Below are 23,912 nucleotides of genomic sequence, written 5' to 3' on the forward strand. Positions count from 1 at the left end.
CCTGCTCAGGCCGCATGTTTGTACTCGTGGAGGAGGCCGCCGAGTCGGTCGGTTCGGCATATGTCGAGGTGGGCGATTTGATCAGGGTTGTCGATTGGCTTGGGCAGGGCGAAGAGGGGTCGGGCGTTGGTGATGCCCTGGTGGGGCCTGTGGTCGTTGTAGAACTCCTCGAACTGGCGTAGCGCGTGCAGGAGGTGGCGCTGGTCCCAGATGAGAGTGCGGTCCAACAGCTCCCGGCGGCAGGTCTGCACCCAGCGCTCCATAAGGGAGTTCATGCGCGGCATGCGGACCCCGCTGAGCACGACCTGGATCCCCGCGTCGGCGAGGACGGTGTCGAACAGTTCGGGGAACTTCCCGTCCCGGTCCCGGATTATGTAGCGTGCCCGGCAGCCGGCGTCCTCGAGGTCCATGACGAGGTTCTTCGCCGCCTGCGCCACCCAGGACGCGGTCGGATGCGCGGTGGCGCCGAGGATCCGGATCCGGCGGTTGGCGTGCTCGATGACGGCGAATACGTACAGCCGCGCTCCGGTCAGGGTGACCGTTTCGAAGAAGTCGCAGGCCAGCAGGGCGTCGGCCTGGGAGCGCAAGAAGTCGGCCCAGGTGCTGGAGCTCCGTTCGGGCGCGGGGTCGATCCCGGCCTCCTTGAGGATCTCCCATACCGTGGAAGCGGCCACCTTGATCCCGAGCACGAGCAGTTCGCCGTGCACCCTCCTGTAGCCCCACGTGGGATTCTCCCGAGTCAGGCGCAGCACCAGGACGCGGATGGAGTGCACGGTGCGTGGCCGGCCCGAGCGCTTCGGCCGGGAACGGGACGCGTGGTGGCGCGCGACCAGGTCGCGGTGCCATCGCAGCACCGTGTCAGGGTGCACAAGCAACCGCAGCCGACGCAGCGCATCGCGCGGAAGCGGGTGCAGCAATGCCGCCAGGAACGCCCGGTCGCTCGGCCCGAACCGCGGCCTGTCCCCGTCCAGTTGCCGCTCCAGCACCGTGATCTGATGACGCAGCGCCAGGATTTCCACGTCCTTGCCGCGGTCACTCATCGGTAGCAAGCGCAGCACGGCAAACGCGTTCGTCACACCCAGGTAGGCCAGTCGCAGCAGCACGATCGATCATGTTCCCGCAGTTCTCGGCACGCGCGCCAGAGCGCCGTCTCCAGCGACCACCACCAAGATCCCTTACACCGCGCACGCCGCTTCCCACCAGGGCGGATGAGGTTTTCGGCAAGGGCAACCTCTGGTTTCGTCGCGCGAATTCGACAATGTGACAGTCGTAGTCGCGCAAAGGTTCATAGATGACAATCTCGAGTCTTTCGACCTGAATCCCGCGTCTGTCGCCAAGGCCATCTCGGTGTCCCTCAGGACGCTGCATCGCTCGTTCTCCAGTGCTGGAATGTCGGTCATGGGGTATGTGCGGATGAGGAGAATTCAGGAAGCGCGCAAAGACCTACTGGAGTACGGAAGCAGTATCAGCGTATCCGAACTGGCGGCAAAATGGAGATTCTCCGACGCGAGCCACTTCATCCGGCATTTCAAACAAGTGTACGGCGCCTCGCCCGTCTCCTATGCAAGGAATTATCGCGCCAAGCACCAGCCGTGAACGAACGAATCCACTGGCTTGTATGCAGCCGGGTGACCAGAGCGTCGGCGCCACCGTCGGAGGCAGGCGACTCTGTCGGGGATCTTGAGGTTTCGAGGACAGGACCGCGGCGGTTCGGCAGACTCCGGCGGTTCGGGACAGCCCTATCTCTCAGTAGCTGTTGCCGCTCACGTCGTTGCAGAGGGCGGAACGGTTGACCAGCAGGCGCAGCCGGACGTCCGCCGGCTTGGGGCCCGGCGCCTTCTCCGGTCGGGGCGGGCAGAAGAGGCTGGAACAGCGGCCGGAAGCCGCCGTCGACGATCCACGGCCGGTGCCTCGCGCCTCACCAACGGCGGAACCGCCGTGCCGGCCGGCCGGCACACGTCCACGAGAGGCGGTCAAGGCTCGTCCGCTTGCGCTCTCTTGATCGTTGCATGCTCCTGAACGAAGGACTTGGGAGTCAGTCCATACGTCTGTTTGAAGCTTCGAATGAAATGACTCGCGTCCGAAAAATGCCATTTCGCTGCCGTCAACGACACGCAGGTGGCCGGGTCGGACGAAAGGAGGTCGCTACGGGCTTTCTCCATGCGGAGCTGCCTGATGAGCGACATCACGGAGCACTCGCTCGCTGAGAATGCCCTGTGCAGTGCGCGCACCGATATGCCCAGCTTGCCGGCCACAAAAGCAGGCGTAAGATCTTTGCTCTCCAAATTCTGTTCGATGACAGATCTCGCGACAAGAACCGCGTCTTCTCGACCGATTCGACCGGAGGGGGAGTCGTGCTCCAGCAGTCCTGCAAGGAGCGACAGAAACGATTTTTCCGCCATCTCCGATGCCACCGGAGAATCGAGCATGTCCGCCGTCCTGAGCATCGTCAAGTAATCGAAGATCAGTCGGACCTCCGGCCTCGCCATATCGAACAGATGGGCTGTCCTGAAGGGATTCGAGGACGACGACGCCGCTGTCGCCAGACGCCTCGGGATCGTGATCACGTGTGAAGACGTATGGACACCGCACACGATCCGCCATGGCGTGCGAGAATCCCTCACTATAAGCTGCCCGGCCTTCACCGGGTGTTCCTCGCGGGTTCCGCCGAACGTCATCTCGCCGGAAGTGATCGCGTGTATGACGATCGGATCGTCGCCATCTGATCCGCCCGAGGAGGCGATGACCGCTCCCGAACGCTGCACGGCTGCGAGGACAGTATTGATGTAGAACCCGGCAACTGTCAGATGGAATCCGTGCGGATTTTCTGACTGCAGCACGCGCACTTCGTTCAGATGCCTCATGGGCGCAGGCTCCAGATCGGACAGAACGCGGCCTGATTCAGGAATCTGCGCCCGAGGTATCCGCAGTCTCCCGAGCAGTTCGACTCGGTCTCTCCCGCGTGGCTCCATGATACGGCCCACTACCTACTGGGCTTCCTGATTCGGGGCGACGGTGTATGACGGGAGAGCGAGGTCGGCGGACAGTCGGGATGCCGCGCTGCGTTTCGAAGGGCACCCATGTTCGACATGTGATCCTGTTCCGTGCCGGGACGCCTCATCTTCACGTGTGTCAGCCTGTTCACTTCCAGCCAACCTTGAATTGATCAATAGGAACTACACCGCAGTGCCACGGAACTGTATTGAATCGCCGTGCCAGGCAGTGGAATCTGGGTGCATGTTTGACTGAGGGTTCGTCGACGGAGTCGGCGGGCCTTTTTGGTCTCCCGGGGCGGTTGGTGAGCAGGCCGGCCACTCCCTCCGACGCTTGAGGGACGAGTGCCACGGGGCTGCCCTCGACGCAGTCCGCCTCCCCGCCGATCGGGCCGGTGCACGGAGCCGAGGCGGTGACCGTCCGCCCGCACCACGACCACCGGACGGCCGGCCGCCACCACGTCGCCCACGGCCCCGGCGGGCAAGCGGACTACCGGCGGGGGAGACCACCGGTGGAACGCGGTGCGTGCGCCGGCCCAGGTCCGAGCGGTCCAGGATGACCGCCCAGGCTGCCGCCGACGTCGTCACCCGCCTCGGCTCCGACGCCGACCCGGACGGGTGGTGGACCGGCACCGTAAGCGCCGCGGCGCGGCCACCACCGCCCTCCGCGCCGGGCCGAGGCGCGGATCGCCTCGCAGAGGACGACCCCCGGCCTCTCTGGCCCGCCTGCACCCCCGGGCGGCGCCCCCGCGAGAAGGCGCCGGACGTCTGGCAGTTGACGGGCTGACGGAGTCGCGCCGGCGGGCTGTGATGGCAGATTCCAGGGATGAGGGGCCGCCCCCGGCCACCGGTTTGCTGTCATTGTCCGAGGTCGGCGGTTCTTCCTAGCGTCTTGGGCATGGCAGCGACTCTTTCGGCGGAAGCCGACTCGTCTGCGCGGGTCATCGCTCCCGTGCCCCTCAAGCAGGTTCCCGAGGTCGTCGACGCCATGGAGCGGCTGGGGCTGGGTCGGTTCCAGCCGGACGGGCTCGTCGGCTTCCTCGGCCGCAATGACAACTGGGCCGGACGAACCACGGACGGCCTGGAGGTCTTCGTTGAAGCGGGTCGGGGGCCGTCCTGCGGAGGCGCCCGCCCGTTCCGCCGGGTCTGCGCCTTCAATCAGGGCTGACAACACGCGGGCGTGGCCGTCGCGTCCGTCCGCACCGCGGCAGAGGAAGCAGGCAGGCGTGCACCCGGCGATGCGTTCTTCGCCGACGACCTCGGTAGCCGCACCATTCAGGTGCGTTTCCACAAGGGCAGCCACCTTTGTGCCACAACGGCCGTATCGTCACCCGTCGACTCGCCTCGGACACAGAGTTGCCCCACGAGGCCCGGTTTCCGGGCAGGGGTGATCAGCACCCGCTTCCGGCTCCCGGCCGGGGCGGGTGTTCGTTGTTGCGGTGCCTTCCGCCTGGCCCCTCTCCCTTCGCCGGCGGTTCGGTGGGCTTCGATCAGGTGATGTGGATCCTTTCTGCCTGGGGTGTGTCCGCGGTCAGGGTTCTGGTCGCGGGGTCGTAGGTGAGGGTGATCTCCTCGCTGCGGAGATGCGCGATCGCTTGGGCCCGTGTGGGCTGCGCCGATGGCTCGCTGAGGGACGCCGACCCGGGTGGGTCCAAGCGGCTGGTGAGGCGGAGGTGCAGGGCTGGCACCCCGGACATCCGGCCATCCGCACTCAGGGTGCGCCCGAGACTTTTGGCACCCCACAGGCTGGGCGGCCGCGGGTGCGCTGCCGGAAATGACGTAGAGATCGGCGCGTTACGAGCCGCACTTAATGTCCCCTCATGGCGGACATATTTGACGCGTACGCGTTGGCCGACGCGTGGGACGAGACGTTTGTGCGGCCGGGTGAGGTCAGGACCGCCTATGAGCCGGTACTGGCGGCGCTGCAGTCGATCGCACCGAGTGAACTGCGTTTCAGGGCTGACCAGATGGCGCGGGCGTTCACCGACCGCGGTGTGACCTACGCCTTCGCGGGCGAGGAGCGGCCGTGGCCGCTGGACCTCGTGCCGCGCATCCTCGACGCCCTCGAATGGGATCTCATACAACGCGGCGCCGGCCAGAGAGTCAGGGCACTGGAGGCCTATCTCGCCGACGCCTATGGTCCCTGCCGTGCCTTCGAGGACGGCGTCGTGCCCTGGCGGCTGCTCCTCAACTCCCCCCATTTCCACCGCGTCGCGCACGGAATCGAGCCTCCCGGGGGCGTGCGCATCCACGTCGCCGGCATCGACCTCGTGCGCGACGAGGCCGGGGACTTCCGGGTGCTGGAGGACAACGTGCGGGTGCCCAGCGGGGTGTCGTACGTGATCGAGAACCGGCGTGCGATGACCCGTATCTTCCCCTCCCTCTTCGCCGAGCAGCACGTGCTGCCCGTCGACGGTTACGGGCACCGCCTGCTGGCTGCCCTGCGTGCCGCCGCGCCGGACGGAACCGCCGACCCCAGGGTCGTGGTACTGACCCCCGGTCCCAACAACGCGGCCTACTTCGAACACGCGCTGCTCGCCCGGCTGATGGGCGTGCAGCTGGTGGAGGGGCACGACCTGCTGTGCAGGAACAACCGGGTGTGGATGCGGACCACGCGCGGCGAGGTGCCCGTCCACGTCGTGTACCGGCGTCTGGACGACGACTTCCTCGATCCGCTGCACTTCCGGCCCGACTCGGTGATCGGCTGCCCGGGGATCATGAGCGCGGCGATGGCCGGCAACGTCACGCTCGCCAACGCCGTCGGGAACGGGATCGCGGACGACAAGCTGCTCTACACCTACGTCCCGGATCTGATCCGGTACTACCTGTCCGAGGAACCGGTCCTGCCCAATGTGGAGTCCTACCGGCCCGACGAACCGGGGCAGCTGGAGGCGGTCCTTGACCAGATCGAGCAGCTCGTCGTCAAGCCCGTGGACGGAGCGGGCGGTCAGGGCATCGTCATCGGGCCGAAGGCCGATTCCGACACCCTCGAACGCACCCGCAAAGCGGTCATCGCCGACCCGCGCGGCTTCATCGCGCAGCGGCCCGTCGCCCTGTCCACCTCCCCCACCCTCGTCGGCGAGGGCATGGCGCCGCGCCACATCGACCTGCGCCCGTTCGCCGTGCACGACGGCAACGATGTCTGGGTGCTGCCCGGCGGCCTCACCCGCGTCGCCCTCCAGGAGGGCAACCTGATCGTCAACTCCAGCCAGGGCGGCGGCTCCAAGGACACCTGGGTACTAGCCGAGGGCCCCGCTGAGCGGCCGGCCCCCGTCCGCTCCGGCGATCTGCCCGAGGTCGCTCCCCGCCAGCTGGGGCCCGACGGCACCCCCATGCTCGTACAGGAAGGGGCGCAGCAGCAGTGAACGACGTGATCCTCTCCCGGATAGCGGAGGCGCTGACCTGGACCGGGCGGTACGTCGAGCGGGCGGACGCCACCGGCCGGATCCTCGACGCCTATCTGCACCGCATGCTGGAGGACCCCTGGCGCGACGAGGACGTGGCCTGCCGGTCGCTGTACGCGATCCTCGGTGTGGACGCGGGGGCGGAACCGGTGGACATGCAGCAGGTGCTGGACCAGCTCGCGTTCGACGCCCGCTCGACCGGTTCCATCGAGGGTGCGCTGGGCGCCGCCCGGCTCAATGCCCGCAGCGCCCGTGAGGCCGTCTCCTCGGAGATGTGGGAGTGCCTCAACTCCACCTGGCATGCCCTCGCCGACCAGCGGCTCGCCGCCCGCCGTACGGGTCCGTACGCCTATCTGGAGCTCGTCCGACGCCGAGCGGCTCTCTTCTTCGGGCTCGCGGACTCCACGATGAGCCGGGACGACAGCTGGCGGTTCGTCATCCTGGGCCGGAGTCTGGAGCGGGTCGACATGACCGTACGGCTGCTGAGCGTGCGCGTGCTGGACGCAGTGCACGCGCCGGACTGGCCGACGCTGCTGAGCGCGAGCGGCGCCGACGAGGCGTACGCGCGCGTGTACGGCGGTTTCGGCGACACCCCGCGGGTGGCCGAATTCCTCCTTCTGGACCGGGACTTCCCGCGCTCGGCGTTGCATGCGCTGACCACGGCCGAGGAGTGTCTGACTGCGCTGGGCCGCCCGCGCCAGGATCCGGCACGCCGCCCGATCGGCCGCCTGCGAACCCGCCTTGAGTACCTGGACTCGCACGCCCTTGAGGAACAGCTACCGGTACTGCTAAGGGACTTGCAGCAGGCTTGCATGACGTCCGCCGACGCGGTGGCGGAACGGTTCTTCCCGTACCAGGGGGCCGTCGAGTGGGCCCAGGAAGGGGCGTGAGCGTGACCGGCAAGGGAATCCGCCGCCTCCGCATTCGGCACGTCACGCGCGTCTCCTACGCGCAGGCCGCCGTCTCCTCGCACAATGAGGTCCGCATGACCCCGCTGACGCTGCCCGGCCAGACCACTCTGGACTGTCGGGTGACCGTCGGCCCGGCGGCCGCGACCTGGTCGTACTGGGACTACTGGGGCACCCAGGTGACCGGCTTCGACCTGATGGACCCGCATTCCGACCTCACCATCACCGCGTCCAGCCTGGTCGAGACGGGCCCGCCCGGTCCGCTTCCCGTGCCGCCCGGCTGGGCGGAGGTGGCCGAACGCACCACGCGTTCCCGTCTGCTGGAGTTCGCGAACCCGACGGGGCGTACGACGGTCCCGGTGGAGCTGATCGCCCACGCGCGGGAGGTCACGGCGGGCCTCGACCCGCACGAGACGGCCGTCGCCGTCTCCTCTCTGGTCGCCGACCGGGTGTCGTACCTGCCCGGCACCACCGGCGTGACCACCTCCGCCGCCGAGGCCTGGGAGCAGGGCACTGGCGTCTGCCAGGACATCGCCCACGTCACCATCGCCCTGCTGCGGGGCCTGGGGCTGCCGTCCCGCTACGTCTCCGGCTACCTGCACCCGGAGAAGGAGGCCGAGCTCCACCACCCGGTCGCCGGGCAGAGCCACGCCTGGATCGAGTACTGGGCGGGCGACTGGTGCGGCTACGACCCGACCAACCGCACCCGCGCCGACGAGTCCCACGTGGTGGTCGGCCGTGGCCGCGACTACGACGACGTGCCCCCGCACAAGGGCGTGTACCGGGGGGTGGCGGGCGGGCCGCCGGAGGTTACCGTGGAATTCACACAGGTTGCCTGAACGCGACGGAGGGCCGGGAACCACTCCCGGCCCTCCGGACGACCCCTTCATGACGCGGCACCCGACACCGAGCAGGAGGGGTGCGGGGCTGTGTCTGATATGCGGCTCCGCCGCGTGAGCACGAACGAGAAGTGAGCTCGTCTGGAGCCTCACTTACCGAAGAGCATCGGGCGGGGCAGACGATTTACGGCAGGCATTGACGCTGGTCAGCCGAGATTTCTGTCGGCTGCCGCCCGTGGCCGGCGTGCTCGTCCGGTCGACTCACTACGGCATCGAGGATCCGATCGGCCTCACGCCCCTGCCCCGAGACGCGGTTCAGGGCTCGGACCGGGGCGCAGACGTCGCCGCCGCCGGCCCGGTGTCGGTTGTGCCGATGACGTCGCCACGCCGACGCCTGCTGCCCTTCCCGTCCTTCTCGGCGACGGGCCTTCAGCGCCGCGGACTCGGGCGCATCGTCGAGCGGTACACGGGCGACCTATATTGGGCCGCATGAGCCGTTGGAAGGAGTTGACCGGGGGCACGTCCGGACAGGACTACGCCGCACGGTTCGCGGCCCTGGCCCGCAGCGGGAAGGATATGCACGGTGAGGCGCGGTTCTGCGCGTCGCTCGTGCCCGCCGGAGCACGGGTGCTGGACGCCGGGTGCGGTACCGGCCGGGTCATGATCCGGCTCGCGCGTCTCGGGTACGAGTGTGTCGGGGTGGACCTCGATGCGTCGATGCTGGCAGTGGCCCGGAAACAGGCGCCCGAGCTGCCCTGGTTCCAGGCCGACCTGGCCGAATTCGCGCCGGCCGCGCTCGGCGTCGCGGCCGACTTCGATCTCGTGGTCGCGGCGGGCAACATCTTCCCGCTGCTGGCCGCCGGCACCGAGGCCACGGTGGTCGAACGCCTGGCAGCGGCCCTGCGCCCGGGCGGTCTGCTGGTGGCCGGCTTCGGACTGGACGAAGCCCACCTGCCCGTGCCGCCCAGCATCACGCTGCCCGAGTACGACGACTGCTGCGCCACGGCCGGTCTCACGCTCGTCGACCGCTTCGCCACCTGGGACGCCGACCCCTACGACGGCGGCGGCTACGCCGTCAGCGTCCACCGCCGCTGAGCTGCACCACGAGGTGTCCTTGCGCCACCACGACCGTATCTGTCACTTGCGCGTAGTTGATCCACTGGATGACGACGGCCGGGTCGGCTCCGGAGCCGAGGGCGGCCTGGTAGCGAGCGAGGCGTTGCTCGCATTCCTTGATCGCCTGGCGGGCTCAACGTGCTGCAAGTGAACTCAGAAAGGGAGAGACGACGACACTGGACGTCGCCCTGCAGAAGGTCTGGTTCCGCTCTGCCGAGAGGGCCCGGGCGGTCTCGTCGCCCGGGCCCTCTCCCGTGTGCCGTCAGGTCTGCGCCCGACTTAGGGGTAGCTGACCAGGTAGGCCACGTTGTTGCTGGGGGTGACCTGGCTGCCGGTGTTGTCGATGACGTGGTTGATGGTGCCGGCGCCGCCCAGGACCGTGGTGACCATGCTGTGGAACTTCACCGTGGACGTGGTGGGCACCTCGATGGCATGGCCGAGTACCACGGAGGGGTTGTCGCGGAGATAGGCGTAGACACCCACCCCCCATGCCTCGTGCGAGGCGACCGAGTTGGCCACCTTGTACGAGGCGTAGCCGAGGTCGCCTCCGCTGGTCGTCCAGCTGGACTGGTCGGGCACGTCGTAGGGGGTCTCGCTCTGGTAGAAGTACGTGCGGCCGCCGTTGCCGTTCCAGGTGGTCTGGTACTTCTGGTAGTGCTCGACTGCCAGGCCGTACATGGTGACGTTGTTGCCGTTGACGATCAGCCCGTTGACGGCCGGGTTGGTCGTCCAGCCGACGCCGTTGGTGTGGTCCGCCCGCCACAGCCACAGGTCGTCGCCGATGACGTCGTTGCTGTTGATCACCAGTGTCTGGGTGGCCTTGCCGGCGATGTCGCCGCCGATGCGGAAGAACACGTCGTGGAGCACGATCGGGTCGGTGGTGTGACCGGCGGTCGAGCCGGCCGGGCCGACTTGCATGAGAGTGCTGGAGTTGGTGGTGTTCGCGCTGATCAGCAGTCCGGCGATGTCGATGCCGTCGACGTCGGCGGTGGTGATCGCGGTGACGCCGTTGTCCGGCACGAGGGTGGCCAGGCCCAGTCCGAGGACCACGGTGTCGGGGCGGGTGATGTTGAGCGGGGCGGACAGGTGGTAGACGCCTGGGGTGACGATCAGGTTCTTGCCCGCGGCGAGCGCGTTGTTGATCGTCGTGGCGGTGTCACCGGGCTTGACGATGTAGAACTGGCTGATCGGCAGCGAGGTGCCCGGAGCGGTGCTGTTGATCCAGTCCGGGCCCTGGACATTGGTGCGCACCGACGGGACGAACACCTGCCAGTTGCCCGAGCCGTCGACGTAGATGAACGGCTTCTCGCGTATCACGGGGCTCTGGGCGACGGTGGTGTACTGCGGATTGGGGAAGCTGGTCGCCGGGGCGCCGGTGTCGCCGACGAAGACCATGTTCCAGTTGTGTCCGCTCCAGCCGCCGTCCATGGCGGTGTCCTGGGTGAGGAACTGCTGCTGGGTCCCGGAGTTGATCTGGCCGGAGATCCGGGAGTCGCCGATGTAGCCGCCACTGGACCAGTTGGTGCTGGTGCCGTGGGTGTCGTCCCACAGCTTCATGCTGCCGTGCACGTCCATGCGCCGGAACGGGTCGGCCTGCGAGACGGCCCACATGGTGCTTCCCGAGCTGGGACTCACCGACATGTTCTCGACGTCGCGCCAGAAGTTCTGGGTGGCGTTGCCGTCGCTGAGGTGACCCTCGACGTGCACGCCGCCGCCGGTGATCGACACCTGGTCCGGTGACAGACCCAGCCCCGAGACCTGGGTGTAGTAGCCGACGGGTATGTCTACGTTGTACGTGCCAGGGGTGAACAGCAGGGCGTTGCGCTGGGTGCCGAACTCGTTTGTCTGCTGGGTGCTGTAGACCGAGTTGATCTTCGACTGGATGGTGGACACGGGCATCGACGGATCGAACACCGTCACATTGGGGCCGAAGTCCGGTGTGTTGGGCGGCGGTGCGATGCCGTCGGAGATCGTGAAGGACTGGGCGCCGGTGCCGTTGCAGGTGTACTGCTGCAGCTGGACGCTGTCGGCGGTGGACGCCGCCGGCACATCGAGGCACTTGCCGCTGTTGCGGTTGACGAAGTGGTACGTCCCGGAAGCCTCGGCGACCGGCAGCCACTGCTGGTTGGCGCCGCCGCCGTAGGTCCACAGCTGGGTCAGCGCGCCGTCGGCCGTGGAGACGTCGGTCTCGTCCCAGACCTGATTCGGCGCGGAGGCCACGCCGATCCGGTAGTAGCCGCTGTCGGTCGCGGTGAACTGCCAGGACTGGGCGCCGGTGCCGTTGCAGGTGTACTGCTGCACGGCGGTGCCATTGCCGGTGGCCGCTGCTCGCGCGTCAACGCACTTGCCGCTGTTCGCGTTGACGACGGTGGTGGGGGTGGTGGGAATGGTCGCGGCACTGGCACTCGGGGCCGAGACCAGCGCGATGCCGGCGGCGGCCGGCAACAGGAGCGCCGCGGTGAAGGCGGTTGCGCGTCTGTGATGACGGTGGGCTTGGCCGAGCACAGCGAGAACGTTTGTCACGCGTGTCTCCTAGAACGCCTGCTGGGCGAGATGTTGATCGGACGCTAAGCGCCACCCGACGAGCCGTCAATATAAGTTGAAAGAAAAGTCGTGAACTATGTTCGGCGCGCGCAACGACCACTGTCCGCGGGCGCTGTGGCACCTGCGGACAGTGGTCGGCAGCGGATCAGCTCATTAGGAGAACTGCTGGATCTGGTTTCCGTCGCCTGCGTACGTCCAACCGGTCCGGGTCTCGCCGGATCGAGTTGGACGACGCGCTCGCGATGGCTGTCGAGCCGACCGTTCCAGGCACCGTAGAGCGGGTACTCGACGCCGGTCACGGTGCCAACCGACTTGCCCGTCTTCAGGTCGACGACGGCGATCCGTCCGGTGGCGTTGTTGTCGCCGAAGCCGTACTGCTGGTAGCCGCCTGTCGGCTTCAGATCCGGGTACCGGAAGGCGCACAGTGCCAGTTGATGCTCACCGTCGACGGCCAACGCGAGGGGCACCTGACCCGTTCCGGGACTCACCGGTCCCTCACCGGGCAGCTGCGCGACATACGCGGTGCCGGGGACGTTGACGCTGTACGAGTGGTACCACGTCGTGCGGGCGGCGAGGGTGGAGGCGAAGAAGAAGGCGTTGGGCAAGTTGATCACAACCTCGGGCTGACTACCCAGCCACGTCACGGCGTGACCGCCGACCGCCGCAGCCCTGCATCAGGGGCCGTAATGCGGTCCTTGACCTGCAACAAGCTGACCAAGATCATTACGTCGTCATTACGTGATCAGTGGCAAATGGCTGCTCCCGGCGGCCTCCGCCTGCATAAACGCGAAGACCCCGGCGTCAGCGTTTCCGCTGGTGACGGGGTCTTTGCGCACCTCGTTGTCGTGATGCTCGGCATCACGCGGATGGTCCGCCGCCGGGGCCGCTCGGAGCGCGCCCAGCTGCGCCGCGTCCGGCGTGATGCCCGGTGCCGCGAGATGGGCCTGCGCCGGATACTGGCCCACATGGTGGCCATGGGAGAGGTCATCGGCGTCGACCCCGCCGAGCAACCCCCAGGTTCCCACGGTGGCCAACGCGATCGACACCGCCCGCGGCAACGAACTGTTCGGCGTCTGGCGGTGGTGGCACTCCCGGCCGTACCGCGTGCCGCCCGCCGAACTGGAGCACTGATGGACTCCGACTGCTGCCCGCACGAGGGCGTGGAGATCCTGGACGAGGACTGGTGGTACTGCCGCGACTGCGGCGACGCCGGGCCCTACCTGGTCCCCATCCGCCGCGCCGAGCACCTGCCGGTGCTGGCGTACGAGGACTACGACGACGGCTACGGCGATGCGCTGACCAGCCGCGACAAGAGGCGGTACCACTGCCCCACTGCGGCAATGCGCTGCACCGGGGCCTCCCACGGTCACGTCGAGCCGAGTGCCGACAGGATGCCCAGCCCGAGGGTCATCGAGACGGCGAAAGCCCCTGCTGCGTAGAAGACAGCGGCGGCCAGCGACTTCGCCGGAACCATGTGTCCAAGTCCTGGACATGGGACGGAATTTGTATGACGCCATCCGACCTGTCTCGGGGTGAGTGCGGCAACGCGGCGATGTTCACCGGCTTCGACGACTTCTCCACTCCGAGCGTCCTGTGCGCTTCCGGGCAGCCCGAAGGCACTGACATCGATGTGCGGTGTCGCTGTCAGTGCCTTCGGGGGTTCAGGGGAATGCGGCGAACGGGAAAGGCTCCCCCTCGGTGTCGTCCACACACTCGCGGTGCGCGGGTTTCGACGCGATCAGGCCTTGCGGGCCCGGATCTCCTCCGTGAGACGGGGCACGACCTCGAACAGGTCGCCGACCACGCCGTAGTCGGCCAGGTCGAAGATCGGTGCCTCGGCGTCCTTGTTGATCGCCACGATCGTCTTCGAGGTCTGCATGCCGGCCCGGTGCTGGATCGCGCCCGAGATACCCGCCGCGACGTACAGCTGCGGTGACACGCTCTTGCCCGTCTGGCCGATCTGGTGCGCGTGCGGGTACCAGCCGGAGTCGACGGCCGCGCGGGACGCACCCACCGCCGCGCCGAGCGAGTCGGCCAGGGCCTCGATGATCCGGAAGTTCTCCGCTCCGTTGACACCGCGGCCGCCGGCGACGACGGTTTCCGCCTCCGTCAGCTCCGGGCGTCCCGTCGATTCGCGCCGGGTCCGCGAGGTGATCCTGGTGCCGGTCGCCTGGTCCGAGAAAACCACCGCCAGCTCCTCGATCGTGCCGGCGGCCGGGGCGGCCTCCACCGGGGCCGAGTTGGGCTTGACGGTGATGACCGCGATGTCCCGGGTCACGCGCGAGCGGGTGGTGAAGGCGGCGGCGAACGCCGACTGCGTGGTGACCGGGCCCTCGGGGCCGGCCTCGACGTCTACGGCGTCGGTGACCAGGCCGGCGCCGACGCGCAGCGCCAGGCGGGCGGCGATCTCCTTGGACTCGGCCGAGGAGGGCAGGAGGACCGCGGCCGGGGACACGGCGGCGCAGGCGGCCTGCAGCGCGTCGACCTTGGGGGCCACCAGGTAGTCGGCGTACTCGGGGGCGTCGTGCGCGAGGACCTTGACCGCGCCGTTGTCGCCCAGGATCTCGGCGGCGGCCTGCGCGCCGCCGCCGAGATACACGGCGACCGGCTCGCCCAAGCGGCGGGCCAGCGTGAGCAGTTCGAGGGTGGGTTTGCGCACGGCTCCGTCGACGTGGTCGACGTAGACGAGGATGTCAGCCATGGAGGTGTCTCCTGCGAAGGAAGAAGAAGGACGTGGGCGGGTGGGCGTCGGCTGAGCTCAGATGTACTTCTGGGCCGCCAGGAACTCCGCGAGCTGCTTGCCGCCCTCGCCCTCGTCATTGACGATCGTGCCCGCGGTTCGGGCCTGGCGCTCAGCCACCGCCTCGACCGCGGTCCAGGCGCCCTTGAGGCCCACCTCGTCCGAGTCGATGCCGAGAGCCGACAGGTCGAGGGACTCCACCGGCTTCTTCTTGGCCGCCATGATGCCCTTGAACGACGGGTAGCGGGCCTCACCGGACTGGTCGGTCACGGACACGACCGCCGGCAGGGACGCCTGAAGCCGCTCGGACGCCGCGTCGCTGTCCCGGCGGCCCGTGACCTGACCGTCGGCCACCGAGACCTCGGACAGCAGGGTGGCCTGGGGGACGTCCAGGCGCTCCGCCAGCAGTGCGGGCAGGACCCCCATGGCGCCGTCGGTGGAGGCCATGCCGCAGACGACGAGGTCGTAGCCGATGTGTTCGAGGGCCTTGGCGAGCACGAGCGAGGTGCCCAGCGCGTCCGTGCCGTGCAGGTCGTCGTCCTCGACGTGGACGGCGCGGTCGGCGCCCATGGAAAGCGCCTTGCGCAGCGCCTCCTTGGCGTCCTCGGGCCCCACCGTCAGTACGGTGATCTCCGCGTCGTCCGACTCGTCGGCGATCTGGAGGGCCTGCTCGACCGCGTACTCGTCGAGCTCCGAGAGAAGACCGTCGACGTCTTCACGCTCGACCGTCGAGTCGTCGGCGAAGTGCCGGTCGCCGGTCGCGTCGGGCACGTACTTCACACACACGGCGATCCTCAGGGGCATGACTGTTCTTCCTTCTGCTTGTGCGTTGTCGTGCGATTCGTTCGTCGTGCCTGGGGCGCGGGCCGTACTCCGCCGTCCGGTCCGGCAGGGCTCTGGCCGTGGGTGGCTTTCGGCGTTCGGGGTTCGGTGGCCGGGCCCGTCGGAGGAGGCTCGGCCGCGCCGGCCACAGCGATCCGTTGCCGAGTGCGGTGCGGGGGGCGCTTGCCTCAGGCGCCGGTGATCGGCGGGACGGCGCCCGGTTCGGTGAGCGGCAGGCCGAGATGCGCGCGCTCGGTGACCCAGCGGGTCGGCCGGTACCGCGGGTCACCGGTGCTGCGGTGGAGCTCTTGCTGGAGGGCGAGCAGGCGCTGGGCCCCAATGCGGTCGCCCCAGGCCAACGGGCCGACGGGATAGCCGAGTCCAGCCGTGACCGCGATGTCGATGTCGCCGGGGGAGGCGATGGAGCGCTCCGCGACGGAGGCCGCCACCGAGACGATCGACGCCAGCACCCGCTGGGCGACCGAGCCCGCCGTGTCGCGCACGACGGACACCGGGACGGCCGCGGCACCGCCGGCGGCCCGCGCCAGCACCGCGCGCGCGTCGCGCACCGCGGTCTCGTCGGACGCCGGGGTCATGGCCAGCACCCGGCGACGGGCGGTGAGGGACAGCGGGTCGACGCCCAGCGTGCGCTCGGTCGGCAGACCGTCCTCGGCGATCGCGGAGGCGACGGTCGTTCCCCAGACCGGGGACAGCACGAGAGCCTGCGCCGAGGGCGCGGATGCCTTTTCGAGAGCCGCCCCCGACTCGCTGAGCACCGTGCGCACTGTGTCGCTGTCCCGGCTCTCGCCGGCGACCCACACCGGCCTGTCGGCATCGCCGGTGACCGGTTGTTCCGGCAGGTCGGCGGGGGCCGGGATGCCGGTCCCGTACGCGTAGAAGCCGCGCCCGGTCTTGCGGCCGTGCAGGCCCGCCGCTACCCGGTTGGCAGCGAGGTAGGAGGGGCGCAGCCGGTCGGAGTGCCGGAAGCCCTGCCAGATGGAGTCGGTCACCGCGGCGGTCACGTCCAGGCCGGTCAGGTCCATCAGCTCGAAGGGCCCCATGCGCAGTCCGAGGACGTCGCGGACGATGCGGTCGATGCCCGTCGTGTCGCAGACGGACTCCTCCAGCAGCGCGAACGCCTCGGTGATCAGGCCGCGGCCGACGTGGTTGATCAGGAAGCCGGGGGTGTCCGACGCGACTACCGCGGCGTGTCCGGTACCCCGGACCAGTTCGACGAGGGTCTGGGGGATCTCGGGGCGGGTCAGCGCGCCCGGAATGACCTCGACGATCTTCATCAGCGGCACGGGATTGAAGAAGTGCAGGCCGCAGAGGCGGGACGGATCGAGGAGTCCCGACGCGATCTGCGTCACGGGCAGCGAGGACGTGTTGGTAGCGAAGATCGCACCCGCGGGCAGGACGTCCTCCAGCTGCCGGAACAGCTCCGTCTTGGTGGCCAGGTCCTCGCGGACCGCCTCGATGACGAGCTCCACGCCGTCGCCCGGCGCGGCCGGCGAGTCCACCGGGAGCAGCCGCGCCGCAGCGGCTCCGGCGGCCTCATCGGTCATCCGCTGCTTCCGCGCGGCGCGCTCGAGCATGCGCCGGACGAACCCGATGGCCTCGCCCACGGCCTCCTGCCGCACATCGGCGAGTTCGACGGTGTGGCCGGCGACCGCCGCCCACTGGGCGATACCGCGGCCCATGGCACCGGCGCCGACAATCCTGATTCGCATGTGGATCTCGCCTCCCTCTCGGTTCTCGGACTTCCGCGCCCGCTCCAGTGGTGCGGGAGCCGGATCCGTCCTGCTGACCCGGCCGTTGCGGTCCGCAGCCGCCGGTGGAAACGCCCGCCCTCCCTGCCTCCCGCGCCCGGGCCGCGGTGACATCCGACGCATCGTGGCCCGGGCGCGGTGATCACCCACCGCCGACGCACCCCTCCGGACCGCCGTCGGCCTGACCGCTCCGGTCTGGGAGACGCAAGTCCGCGCGAACGGCCGCCGTCCGAGGCGGACGGACGTGTCCGCCGGTGTGCCACGCCAGAACGCTCGTCACATGTCGCCAGGCCGGGCCTGCGCGGAGCGGTGGGGCGGACGGTCTTACGGTGCCAGCCGTAATCCATTAGTGTCCAATACTAAATGGCACACGCTTTGAGACGTTCATTCGATGAATGACCGGGATTCGTCCCGGAGTCGGAACAGTGGGAACCACCATGGAACTGCGCCGCCTGGTCGCCTTCGTAGCCGTCGCCGAAGAGCTGCACTTCGGCCGTGCCGCCAAGCGGCTCCAGATGGCCCAGCCACCGCTGAGCCAGCAGATCCGGCAGTTGGAGAAGGAGCTGGGGGTCCAGCTCTTCGAGCGCAACACCCGCTCGGTCAAGCTCACCAGCGCCGGCCAGTCCTACCTGGAGCCGGTGCGTACCGTGCTCAAGGACCTCGACCTGGCCACACGGGCCGCCAGGGCCGCCGGGCTGGGCCAGTACGGGCAGGTGACCGTGGGCTTCGCCGGCGCCTCCAGCCACGAGAGCCTGCCCCGGCTGACGCGGGCCGTCAGGGCCGTTCACCCCGGCATCGAGCTGGTCCTGAAGGGGCAGACCTACGCCAATGCGGCCCTTGCGGGCGTCGCGGATGGCTCGCTGGACCTCGGTTTCGTACGGCTTTCGGCCACTCCGCCGGGCGTGACACTGCGGGTCATCGCAGAGGAGGAGATGATCTGCGCGCTGCCGTCCTACCATCCTCTGGCCCAGCGCGACCGTATCCCGGTCGCCGCCCTGGCTGAGGAGCCCTTCGTGAGTTTCCCCGCCAACGCCGGGTCCAGCCTGCGCGACGCGACGTTCCAGGTGTGCGACACGGCCGGGTTCAGGCCGCGGGTGGTCCAGGAGGCTCCGGACTCCCACACCATCCTGGCGCTGGTGGCCGCCGGGGTCGGGGTGACGCTGACGCTGACGTCCTGCCTGCACGTCCAGCAGACCGGCCTGGTGTACCGCCCGCTGGCCGGGCCTCCCATCCGGCTCCAGGCGGCGCTGGCCTGGCGTACGGACAATCCGTCGGCCGCGCTGCACTCCGTCCTCGCCGTGGCCGAGGAGGCCCTGCCGACCCCCACCCTGAGCACCTAGACGATTTCCGTCCGAGTCTGACGTGAATCAGGTATTGGCTCTTCTTGGTGTCGGAGTGCGAGGCTCGGCGGGAACGGTTCCGCCGTAGAACTTCCCCCACCAGGGAAAGGCAGTCGCATGTCCGAACAAGCCGATGTCGTCATCTGCGAGCCGCTGCGAACGCCGATCGGCCGCTTCGGCGGCGCGCTCGCGGGCCAGCGGGCGGCCGGTCTCGCGGCGCTCGTCATCGCCGAGATCGTCGGCCGCACCGGGATCGACCCCGAGCGGATCGACGAGGTGATCCTCGGACACGCCTACCCGACTTCCGACGCCCCCGCGATCGGGCGGGTCGCCGCCCTCGACGCGGGGCTGCCCGACTCGGTCACCGGCATCCAGGTCGACCGCCGTTGCGGATCGGGCCTCCAGGCCGTCCTCGACGCCGCCATGCAGATCCGCAGCGGCTTCAGCGATGTCGTCGTCGCGGGCGGGGTGGACGTCATGAGCGCGGCCCCCTTCTACACCCACGACGGCCGGTGGGGCATCAAGACGCCGAGCCTCGAACTCCACGACTCGCTGGCGCGCGGCCGGGCCACCGCCGGCGGTGTCAACCACCCCGTCCCCGGCGGCATGATCGAGACCGCGGAGAACCTCCGCCGCGCGTACTCCATCTCCCGCGAGGACCAGGACGCCCTCGCGGTGCGCTCCCAGCAGCGCACCGCGGCCGCCATGGCGGCCGGGCTGTTCAAGGACGAGATCGTCCCCGTCGCGGTGCGCACCCGGAAGGGCGAGGTCACCGTGACCGAGGACGAGCATCCCCGCCCCGGCACGACGGCGGAGCAACTGGCCGCGCTCCGGCCGATCATGGGCAGGTCCGACCCGGAGGCGACCGTCACCGCGGGCAACGCCAGCGGTCAGAACGACGCGGCGGCCGCGTGCCTGGTGACCACCCGCACCACGGCCGAGCGGCTGGGCCTGACCCCGCTGGTGCGACTGGTGTCCTTCGCCCGCGCCGGGGTGCCTGCCGAGACCATGGGGCTAGGCCCGGTGCCGGCCACCCGCAAGGCCCTGGAGAGGGCCGGTCTCTCGCTCACCGACATGGGCCTGATCGAGCTCAACGAGGCCTTCGCCGCCCAGGTACTGGCCTGCACACGGGTGCTGGGTCTGACCGACGCCGACCACGAACGGATCAACGTCAACGGCTCCGGCATCTCGCTCGGCCACCCCGTCGGGGCGACCGGCGCCCGGATCCTGGCCACCCTGGTGCGCGAGATGCACCGCAGGGGGACCCGCTACGGCCTGGAGACGATGTGCATCGGCGGAGGCCAGGGCCTGGCCGCGGTGTTCGAACACATCACCGGCTGACGCCCCACCGGACCGGAGGCACCGGTCGGCCAATGGCCGGCCGTCATCCAACGAGGCACTGAGCCAAGGAAACCGGAGTCCATCGTGACACTGACCGTCAACGGCATACCGGAGATCGCGAAGCTGGCCGGCCGCGACCTCGGACACTCCGAGTGGAGGGAAGTCACCCAGGCGCTCATCGACACCTTCGCGGCGGTCTCCGGCGACGGCCAGTGGATCCACACCGACGTCGAGCGCGCGGCCGAAGGCCCGTTCGGGCGCACGATCGCGCACGGCTACATGGTGCTCAGCTGGGGCATCCCCATGGTGGCGGAGCTCCTCCAGGTCACCGGCGTGGGCATGGCCCTCAACTACGGTGTGAACAAGGTGCGTTTCCCCGCGCCCGTGCCGGTCGGCAGCAGGATCCGCCTGCACGCGGAGATCACCGAAGTACGCGAGGTGAGCCGGGGCGGGATACAGGTGCACCGCGCCTTCACCTTCGAACTCGAAGGATCCGACAAGCCCGCCTGCGTCGCGGAGTCCCTCACGCACTACTACCCGTAAAGAGAGCCCTCCCCGGAAAACAACGACCTTGGCGGCCAGGCACCCTCGATTCCTCTGGCCGCCAAGGTCGTTCCTATGCCTCCGGCGGGTGACGTGCGACGCCCGGCAGAACTGCGCCCCCGGCCGCGAACCCGGCCACCTGTCCGTCACCCGCGCCGTCACGGTCCCGCGGCGGCGCGGGACGGCCGAAGACGTCGGGGAGGTACGAAGCATCCACGAGCGACGACACGGGCCTCAGATGGGCGAGTACGTCCGAGAGGTGGGTGTGTCGTGCCAGGGGTGGCACGAGGGCGAGGTGGGCGAGGCAGTCGAGGTCGTAGCGCAGCGTGGCGAGGCCGGGTTCGGTCAGTTCGACGGCGCCGGAGCGGCGGTGGGCCCGGCGGGAGCCGTTTCCGTAGACCGGACCGAGCGCGTGTCCGGGACGCGCGGTGAGGAGCGTGGTGCCCTCGTCGTCCGCGTCGGGGAGGAACGCCCGGTCATGGGCCCCGGCCTCGGCCAGGGCCCGGGCGAGGACCGCGGGTTCGATCAGCGGCAGGTCGGCGGGGAGCGCGGCGACACCGCACCCGGGATCGCCGGCGCGGGCGGTCAGTTCGCCTTGGCGCAGGGCCCCGTTGAGACCCGGGCCGGTCCCGAGGACGTGTCCGACACCGAGGCCGGCGACGGGTTCGAGGTCCTGGATCCGGTCGACCACGACGATCACCGTGGACACGCCGGGCGTGTGCCGCGCGGCGGCCACGGTGTCGCGGAACAGGGCACTCGCGACCCGCTGCCGGTCACGGGAGTCGAGTGCGAGGCGGCTCTTCGCCAGGCGGAGGTCCTTCTGCGGGATGACAACGGCCCAACGCACTTCGGAGCGCGCACGGTTGTCGCGGTGTCCGCCCATGCCGGCCGGGTGGTGGGCCCGGCCGTCCGCACCCCCGTCCGCGTGGCCGTGGTCGTGCCGGCCGGTGGTCATCGTACGAATCCGACGCTCAGGGGTACGACCCGGTGGACTTCCGTGTCGAACCGGCGGGCCGCTTCCGCGCGTTCCGCGCTGACCTGGCCGTAGGTCGTCGAGCGCTGCCGGGCCGGCCGGCCGGCCGCCGCGGCGAGGGCCTCGATGTCCGCGATGGTCTTCATCGACCCGTTCGTCGAGCCCGCCATCCGGCTGATGGTCTCCTCCATCAGCGTCCCGCCCAGGTCGTTGGCACCCCCGCGCAGCATCTGTTCGCACTGCTCGGGCGACAGCTTGACCCACGAGCACTCGATGTTGTCGATGTACCCGTGCATCAGCAGGCGCGCGAGGGCGTGGACGGCCCGGTTGTCCCGGTGGGTCGGGCCCGGCCGGGCGATCCCGGCGAGGTAGATCGGGGAGGAGTGGTGCACGAAGGGCAGCGGTACGAACTCGGTGAACCCGCCCGTCTCCCGCTGGATGTCGACCAGGGTCCGCAGGTGCCCGACCCAGTGCCGGGGCTCGTCGACGTGTCCGTACATCATGGTCGCGGTCGTGGGGATCCCCAGTCCGTGCGCGGTCTTCACCACCCGGATCCACTCCGCGGCGGGGAGCTTGCCCTTGGTCAGGATCCAGCGGATCTCGTCGTCGAGGATCTCCGCCGCGGTGCCCGGCACGGAGTCCAGCCCCGCCTCGCGCGCCCCGGCCAGCCACTCGGACACGGAGATCCCCATCCGGGACGCGCCGCTGATGATCTCCATCGGGGAGAACGCGTGCAGGTGCATGTCGGGGCAGCGTTCCTTGACCGCGCGGGCGAGGTCGTGGTGGACGCTGCTGGGCAGGGCCGGGTCGATACCGCCCTGCATGCACACCTCCGTCGCGCCCACGGCCCAGGCCTGTTCGGCCCGGTCGCCGACCTCGCCCAGGGACAGCCGGTAGGCGTCCGCGTCGGTCTCCCGCTGCGCGAACGCGCAGAACCGGCAGCCGACGTAGCAGACGTTACTGAAGTTGACGTTCCGGTTGACCACGTAGGTGACGGTGTCACCGACTGCGGACCGGCGGACCTGGTCCGCGAGCCGGCACATCGCGTCGAGCTCCGGACCGTCCGCATGGGCCAGCGCCAGCGCCTGCGCGTCCGTGATGCCCGCAGGGTCTCGCTCGGCCGCCCGCAGGGCCTCGGCGACGTCGCTGTCGAGGCGCTCCGGCGCACTCCTGCCGGCCCCGGTGGGGAGGCTGCTGACCTGGTCGGCAAGGACCTGCCAGTCGCCGAACGCGTGGTCGAAGTCACCGCGCGCGGTGGTGAGGCGGCCTTCCCGGTCGATCGCGGTGTGCAGGTCGGTACGCCCGGACGAGACGGCCTCGGCGGCTTCCTGCCACGGCCTGCCCACCGGCAGCACGTCGGCGGCGAGGCCGGTGTCCGGGTCGGCGAGTGCCCTCAGGTGCGGCTGGACGCGGGCGTCCGCCCACGGGCTGCCCGCACGGATGTACTCCGGCTGCGCCGCGAGGCGTTCGCGCAGTTCGAATCCGGCTCCGGCAGTGAGTTCCGCGAGGCGCTCCAGCTGCGGCCAGGGCCGTTCCGGGTTGACGTGGTCGGGTGTCAGGGGTGACACGCCGCCCCAGTCGTCGACACCGGCCGCGAGCAGGAGCCGCAGCTCGTGCGGGTCGGACAGGTTCGGCGGGGCCTGGATCCGCATCTTCGGCCCCAGCAGGATCCTCGCGACCGCGATCGCCGCGAGGTACTCCTCCAGATCCGCGTCCGGCACCGACTTCATGGCCGTGTCCGGCTTGGCCCGGAAGTTCTGCACGATCACTTCCTGGACCGCCCCGTACTGCCGGGCGATGCGGCGGATCTCCAGGATCGACTCGACCCGGTCCTCGGCGCTCTCGCCGATACCGATCAGGATCCCCGTCGTGAAGGGGATACTGCTACGGGAGGCGTCCTCGATGGTCCGCAGCCGCACCGCGGGGTCCTTGTCCGGGGACCCGTAGTGGCAGCCCCCCGGCTCCGCCCAGAGCGACCGTGCCGTCGACTCCAGCATCAGGCCCATCGACCCTGCGACGGGCTTCAGGCGCTGCAGTTCCGTCCAGCTCATCACCCCGGGGTTCAGATGCGGGATCAGGCCGGTCTCCTCCAGCACCAGGATCGCCATCGCCCGCACATACGCCAGGGTGTCCTCGTAGCCGTGTACGTCCAGCCACTCCCGGGCGGCCTTCCACCGGGCCTCCGGACGGTCCCCGAGCGTGAACAGGGCCTCCTTGCAGCCCAGTCGGGCTCCCTCCCGGGCGATGTCGAGGACCTGCCCGGGCGTGAGGTAGGCCTCCTCGACCCGGCCCGGGGCGGTCGCGAACGTGCAGTAGTGGCACCGGTCCCGGCACAGCCGGGTCAGCGGTACGAACACCTTCCTGCTGTAGGTGACGATGCCGGGCCGCCCCGCGTCGAGGAGACCCGCCGAGCGCACGGACCCGGCGACCTCGCACAGCGAGGCCAGGTCGTCGCCGCGCGCCCCGAGCAGGGCCGCCGCCTCCCGGCGGTCGATGTTCTTGCCCGCCCTGGCCCTGGCCAGGGCACGGCGTACGGGTGTGGAAGTCACCGCGGTCTCCTCACGTGGACGCTCATGCATG

22 protein-coding genes are annotated in these 23,912 nt (G+C 69.6%); 12 read left to right on the forward strand and 10 right to left on the reverse strand.

Annotation, left to right across the window (positions count from 1 at the left end; translation table 11 throughout):
* Positions 1-5: 5 nt before the first annotated feature.
* Complete coding sequence (locus ACQPXS_RS37560) at positions 6-1,103, reverse strand: integrase core domain-containing protein (protein ID WP_433453907.1); 1,098 nt, start codon at positions 1,101-1,103, stop codon at positions 6-8.
* Positions 1,104-1,260: 157 nt separating this feature from the next.
* Here ACQPXS_RS37560 and ACQPXS_RS37565 point away from each other — a divergent pair, with 157 nt between their 5' ends.
* Complete coding sequence (locus tag ACQPXS_RS37565; protein ID WP_433453908.1) at positions 1,261-1,596, forward strand: helix-turn-helix transcriptional regulator; 336 nt, start codon at positions 1,261-1,263, stop codon at positions 1,594-1,596.
* A gap of 377 nt (positions 1,597-1,973) precedes the next feature.
* Here the strand turns inward: ACQPXS_RS37565 and ACQPXS_RS37570 are convergent, their stop codons facing one another.
* A complete protein-coding gene (locus tag ACQPXS_RS37570; RefSeq protein ID WP_433453909.1) occupies positions 1,974-2,864 on the reverse strand; it encodes a helix-turn-helix domain-containing protein in 891 nt (296 codons plus the stop codon).
* 685 nt (positions 2,865-3,549) lie between these two features.
* On the opposite strand from ACQPXS_RS37570, the gene ACQPXS_RS37575 reads away from it, so the two are divergent.
* The 7 genes from ACQPXS_RS37575 (at position 3,550) to ACQPXS_RS37605 (ending at position 9,239) form a co-directional block, all read left to right on the forward strand.
* A complete protein-coding gene (locus ACQPXS_RS37575; protein WP_433453910.1) occupies positions 3,550-3,780 on the forward strand; it encodes a hypothetical protein in 231 nt (76 codons plus the stop codon).
* 111 nt (positions 3,781-3,891) lie between these two features.
* Complete coding sequence (locus ACQPXS_RS37580; protein WP_433453911.1) at positions 3,892-4,161, forward strand: hypothetical protein; 270 nt, start codon at positions 3,892-3,894, stop codon at positions 4,159-4,161.
* Positions 4,162-4,813: 652 nt separating this feature from the next.
* Positions 4,814-6,358 (forward strand): circularly permuted type 2 ATP-grasp protein, encoded by a 1,545-nt coding sequence (locus ACQPXS_RS37585; RefSeq protein WP_433453912.1) that lies wholly within the window; start codon positions 4,814-4,816, stop codon positions 6,356-6,358.
* Positions 6,355-7,287 carry an alpha-E domain-containing protein gene (locus tag ACQPXS_RS37590; RefSeq protein WP_433453913.1) on the forward strand — a complete coding sequence of 311 codons (933 nt, stop codon included), beginning with the start codon at positions 6,355-6,357 and terminating at the stop codon, positions 7,285-7,287. Before ACQPXS_RS37585 ends, ACQPXS_RS37590 begins: the two co-directional genes overlap by 4 nt.
* Before the next feature lie 2 nt (positions 7,288-7,289).
* Positions 7,290-8,144 carry a transglutaminase family protein gene (locus ACQPXS_RS37595; RefSeq protein ID WP_433453914.1) on the forward strand — a complete coding sequence of 285 codons (855 nt, stop codon included), beginning with the start codon at positions 7,290-7,292 and terminating at the stop codon, positions 8,142-8,144.
* A gap of 235 nt (positions 8,145-8,379) precedes the next feature.
* Positions 8,380-8,637 carry a hypothetical protein gene (locus ACQPXS_RS37600; protein ID WP_433453915.1) on the forward strand — a complete coding sequence of 86 codons (258 nt, stop codon included), beginning with the start codon at positions 8,380-8,382 and terminating at the stop codon, positions 8,635-8,637.
* The gene (locus tag ACQPXS_RS37605; RefSeq protein ID WP_433453916.1) at positions 8,634-9,239 is read left to right on the forward strand and encodes a class I SAM-dependent methyltransferase; all 606 of its coding nucleotides are present in this window, start codon (positions 8,634-8,636) and stop codon (positions 9,237-9,239) included. The genes ACQPXS_RS37600 and ACQPXS_RS37605 overlap by 4 nt, the downstream gene beginning before the upstream one ends.
* Before the next feature lie 300 nt (positions 9,240-9,539).
* Here ACQPXS_RS37605 and ACQPXS_RS37610 read toward each other — a convergent pair whose 3' ends face one another.
* From ACQPXS_RS37610 to ACQPXS_RS37620, 3 genes are all read right to left on the reverse strand, one after another.
* The gene (locus ACQPXS_RS37610) at positions 9,540-11,783 is read right to left on the reverse strand and encodes an RICIN domain-containing protein (RefSeq protein ID WP_433453917.1); all 2,244 of its coding nucleotides are present in this window, start codon (positions 11,781-11,783) and stop codon (positions 9,540-9,542) included.
* Between the two features lie 95 nt (positions 11,784-11,878).
* A complete protein-coding gene (locus tag ACQPXS_RS37615) occupies positions 11,879-12,418 on the reverse strand; it encodes a hypothetical protein (protein ID WP_433453918.1) in 540 nt (179 codons plus the stop codon).
* Between the two features lie 120 nt (positions 12,419-12,538).
* Positions 12,539-12,838: a hypothetical protein gene (locus ACQPXS_RS37620; protein ID WP_433453919.1), complete on the reverse strand. Its 300-nt coding sequence runs from the start codon at positions 12,836-12,838 to the stop codon at positions 12,539-12,541.
* A 96-nt stretch (positions 12,839-12,934) separates the two neighbouring features.
* Here ACQPXS_RS37620 and ACQPXS_RS37625 point away from each other — a divergent pair, with 96 nt between their 5' ends.
* Positions 12,935-13,243: a hypothetical protein gene (locus ACQPXS_RS37625; RefSeq protein ID WP_433453920.1), complete on the forward strand. Its 309-nt coding sequence runs from the start codon at positions 12,935-12,937 to the stop codon at positions 13,241-13,243.
* 299 nt (positions 13,244-13,542) lie between these two features.
* Here ACQPXS_RS37625 and ACQPXS_RS37630 read toward each other — a convergent pair whose 3' ends face one another.
* The 3 genes from ACQPXS_RS37630 to ACQPXS_RS37640 all read right to left on the reverse strand — a co-directional run bounded on the left by ACQPXS_RS37630 (position 13,543) and on the right by ACQPXS_RS37640 (position 17,096).
* The gene (locus ACQPXS_RS37630) at positions 13,543-14,505 is read right to left on the reverse strand and encodes an electron transfer flavoprotein subunit alpha/FixB family protein (protein ID WP_433453921.1); all 963 of its coding nucleotides are present in this window, start codon (positions 14,503-14,505) and stop codon (positions 13,543-13,545) included.
* Between the two features lie 57 nt (positions 14,506-14,562).
* On the reverse strand, positions 14,563-15,348 hold the full coding sequence (locus tag ACQPXS_RS37635) for an electron transfer flavoprotein subunit beta/FixA family protein (protein ID WP_433453922.1): 786 nt from the start codon (positions 15,346-15,348) through the stop codon (positions 14,563-14,565).
* Between the two features lie 206 nt (positions 15,349-15,554).
* A complete protein-coding gene (locus ACQPXS_RS37640) occupies positions 15,555-17,096 on the reverse strand; it encodes a 3-hydroxyacyl-CoA dehydrogenase (RefSeq protein WP_433453923.1) in 1,542 nt (513 codons plus the stop codon).
* Between the two features lie 476 nt (positions 17,097-17,572).
* Here ACQPXS_RS37640 and ACQPXS_RS37645 point away from each other — a divergent pair, with 476 nt between their 5' ends.
* The 3 genes from ACQPXS_RS37645 to ACQPXS_RS37655 all read left to right on the forward strand — a co-directional run bounded on the left by ACQPXS_RS37645 (position 17,573) and on the right by ACQPXS_RS37655 (position 20,359).
* Entirely contained in the window at positions 17,573-18,475 is a 903-nt protein-coding gene (locus ACQPXS_RS37645; protein WP_433456145.1) for a LysR family transcriptional regulator, read from the forward strand.
* 117 nt (positions 18,476-18,592) lie between these two features.
* The gene (locus ACQPXS_RS37650; protein WP_433453924.1) at positions 18,593-19,816 is read left to right on the forward strand and encodes an acetyl-CoA C-acetyltransferase; all 1,224 of its coding nucleotides are present in this window, start codon (positions 18,593-18,595) and stop codon (positions 19,814-19,816) included.
* 84 nt (positions 19,817-19,900) lie between these two features.
* Positions 19,901-20,359, forward strand: coding sequence for a MaoC family dehydratase (locus ACQPXS_RS37655; protein WP_351812268.1), 459 nt, complete (start codon positions 19,901-19,903; stop codon positions 20,357-20,359).
* Between the two features lie 73 nt (positions 20,360-20,432).
* Here ACQPXS_RS37655 and cofC read toward each other — a convergent pair whose 3' ends face one another.
* Positions 20,433-21,314, reverse strand: coding sequence for a 2-phospho-L-lactate guanylyltransferase (cofC, locus tag ACQPXS_RS37660; protein ID WP_433453925.1), 882 nt, complete (start codon positions 21,312-21,314; stop codon positions 20,433-20,435).
* Positions 21,311-23,911, reverse strand: a complete 2,601-nt coding sequence (locus ACQPXS_RS37665) for a bifunctional FO biosynthesis protein CofGH (protein WP_433453926.1) — start codon at positions 23,909-23,911, stop codon at positions 21,311-21,313. Before ACQPXS_RS37665 ends, cofC begins: the two co-directional genes overlap by 4 nt.
* Position 23,912: the final 1 nt, after the last annotated feature.

Origin of the sequence: Streptomyces sp. CA-142005, assembly GCF_050942335.1 — a bacterium.
Lineage (GTDB): Bacteria > Actinomycetota > Actinomycetes > Streptomycetales > Streptomycetaceae > Streptomyces.

What these genes read in the sequence shown, in the direction of transcription:
- ACQPXS_RS37570 (WP_433453909.1), bottom strand. Translation starts at nt 2,864, where the DNA reads ATGAGGCATCTGAACGAAGTGCGCGTGCTGCAGTCAGAAAATCCGCAC.
- ACQPXS_RS37575 (WP_433453910.1), top strand. Translation starts at nt 3,550, where the DNA reads ATGACCGCCCAGGCTGCCGCCGACGTCGTCACCCGCCTCGGCTCCGAC.
- ACQPXS_RS37580 (WP_433453911.1), top strand. Translation starts at nt 3,892, where the DNA reads ATGGCAGCGACTCTTTCGGCGGAAGCCGACTCGTCTGCGCGGGTCATC.
- ACQPXS_RS37585 (WP_433453912.1), top strand. Translation starts at nt 4,814, where the DNA reads ATGGCGGACATATTTGACGCGTACGCGTTGGCCGACGCGTGGGACGAG.
- ACQPXS_RS37605 (WP_433453916.1), top strand. Translation starts at nt 8,634, where the DNA reads ATGAGCCGTTGGAAGGAGTTGACCGGGGGCACGTCCGGACAGGACTAC.
- ACQPXS_RS37625 (WP_433453920.1), top strand. Translation starts at nt 12,935, where the DNA reads ATGGACTCCGACTGCTGCCCGCACGAGGGCGTGGAGATCCTGGACGAG.
- ACQPXS_RS37630 (WP_433453921.1), bottom strand. Translation starts at nt 14,505, where the DNA reads ATGGCTGACATCCTCGTCTACGTCGACCACGTCGACGGAGCCGTGCGC.
- ACQPXS_RS37635 (WP_433453922.1), bottom strand. Translation starts at nt 15,348, where the DNA reads ATGCCCCTGAGGATCGCCGTGTGTGTGAAGTACGTGCCCGACGCGACC.
- ACQPXS_RS37640 (WP_433453923.1), bottom strand. Translation starts at nt 17,096, where the DNA reads ATGCGAATCAGGATTGTCGGCGCCGGTGCCATGGGCCGCGGTATCGCC.
- ACQPXS_RS37645 (WP_433456145.1), top strand. Translation starts at nt 17,573, where the DNA reads ATGGAACTGCGCCGCCTGGTCGCCTTCGTAGCCGTCGCCGAAGAGCTG.
- ACQPXS_RS37650 (WP_433453924.1), top strand. Translation starts at nt 18,593, where the DNA reads ATGTCCGAACAAGCCGATGTCGTCATCTGCGAGCCGCTGCGAACGCCG.
- cofC (WP_433453925.1), bottom strand. Translation starts at nt 21,314, where the DNA reads ATGACCACCGGCCGGCACGACCACGGCCACGCGGACGGGGGTGCGGAC.
- ACQPXS_RS37665 (WP_433453926.1), bottom strand. Translation starts at nt 23,911, where the DNA reads ATGCATGAGCGTCCACGTGAGGAGACCGCGGTGACTTCCACACCCGTA.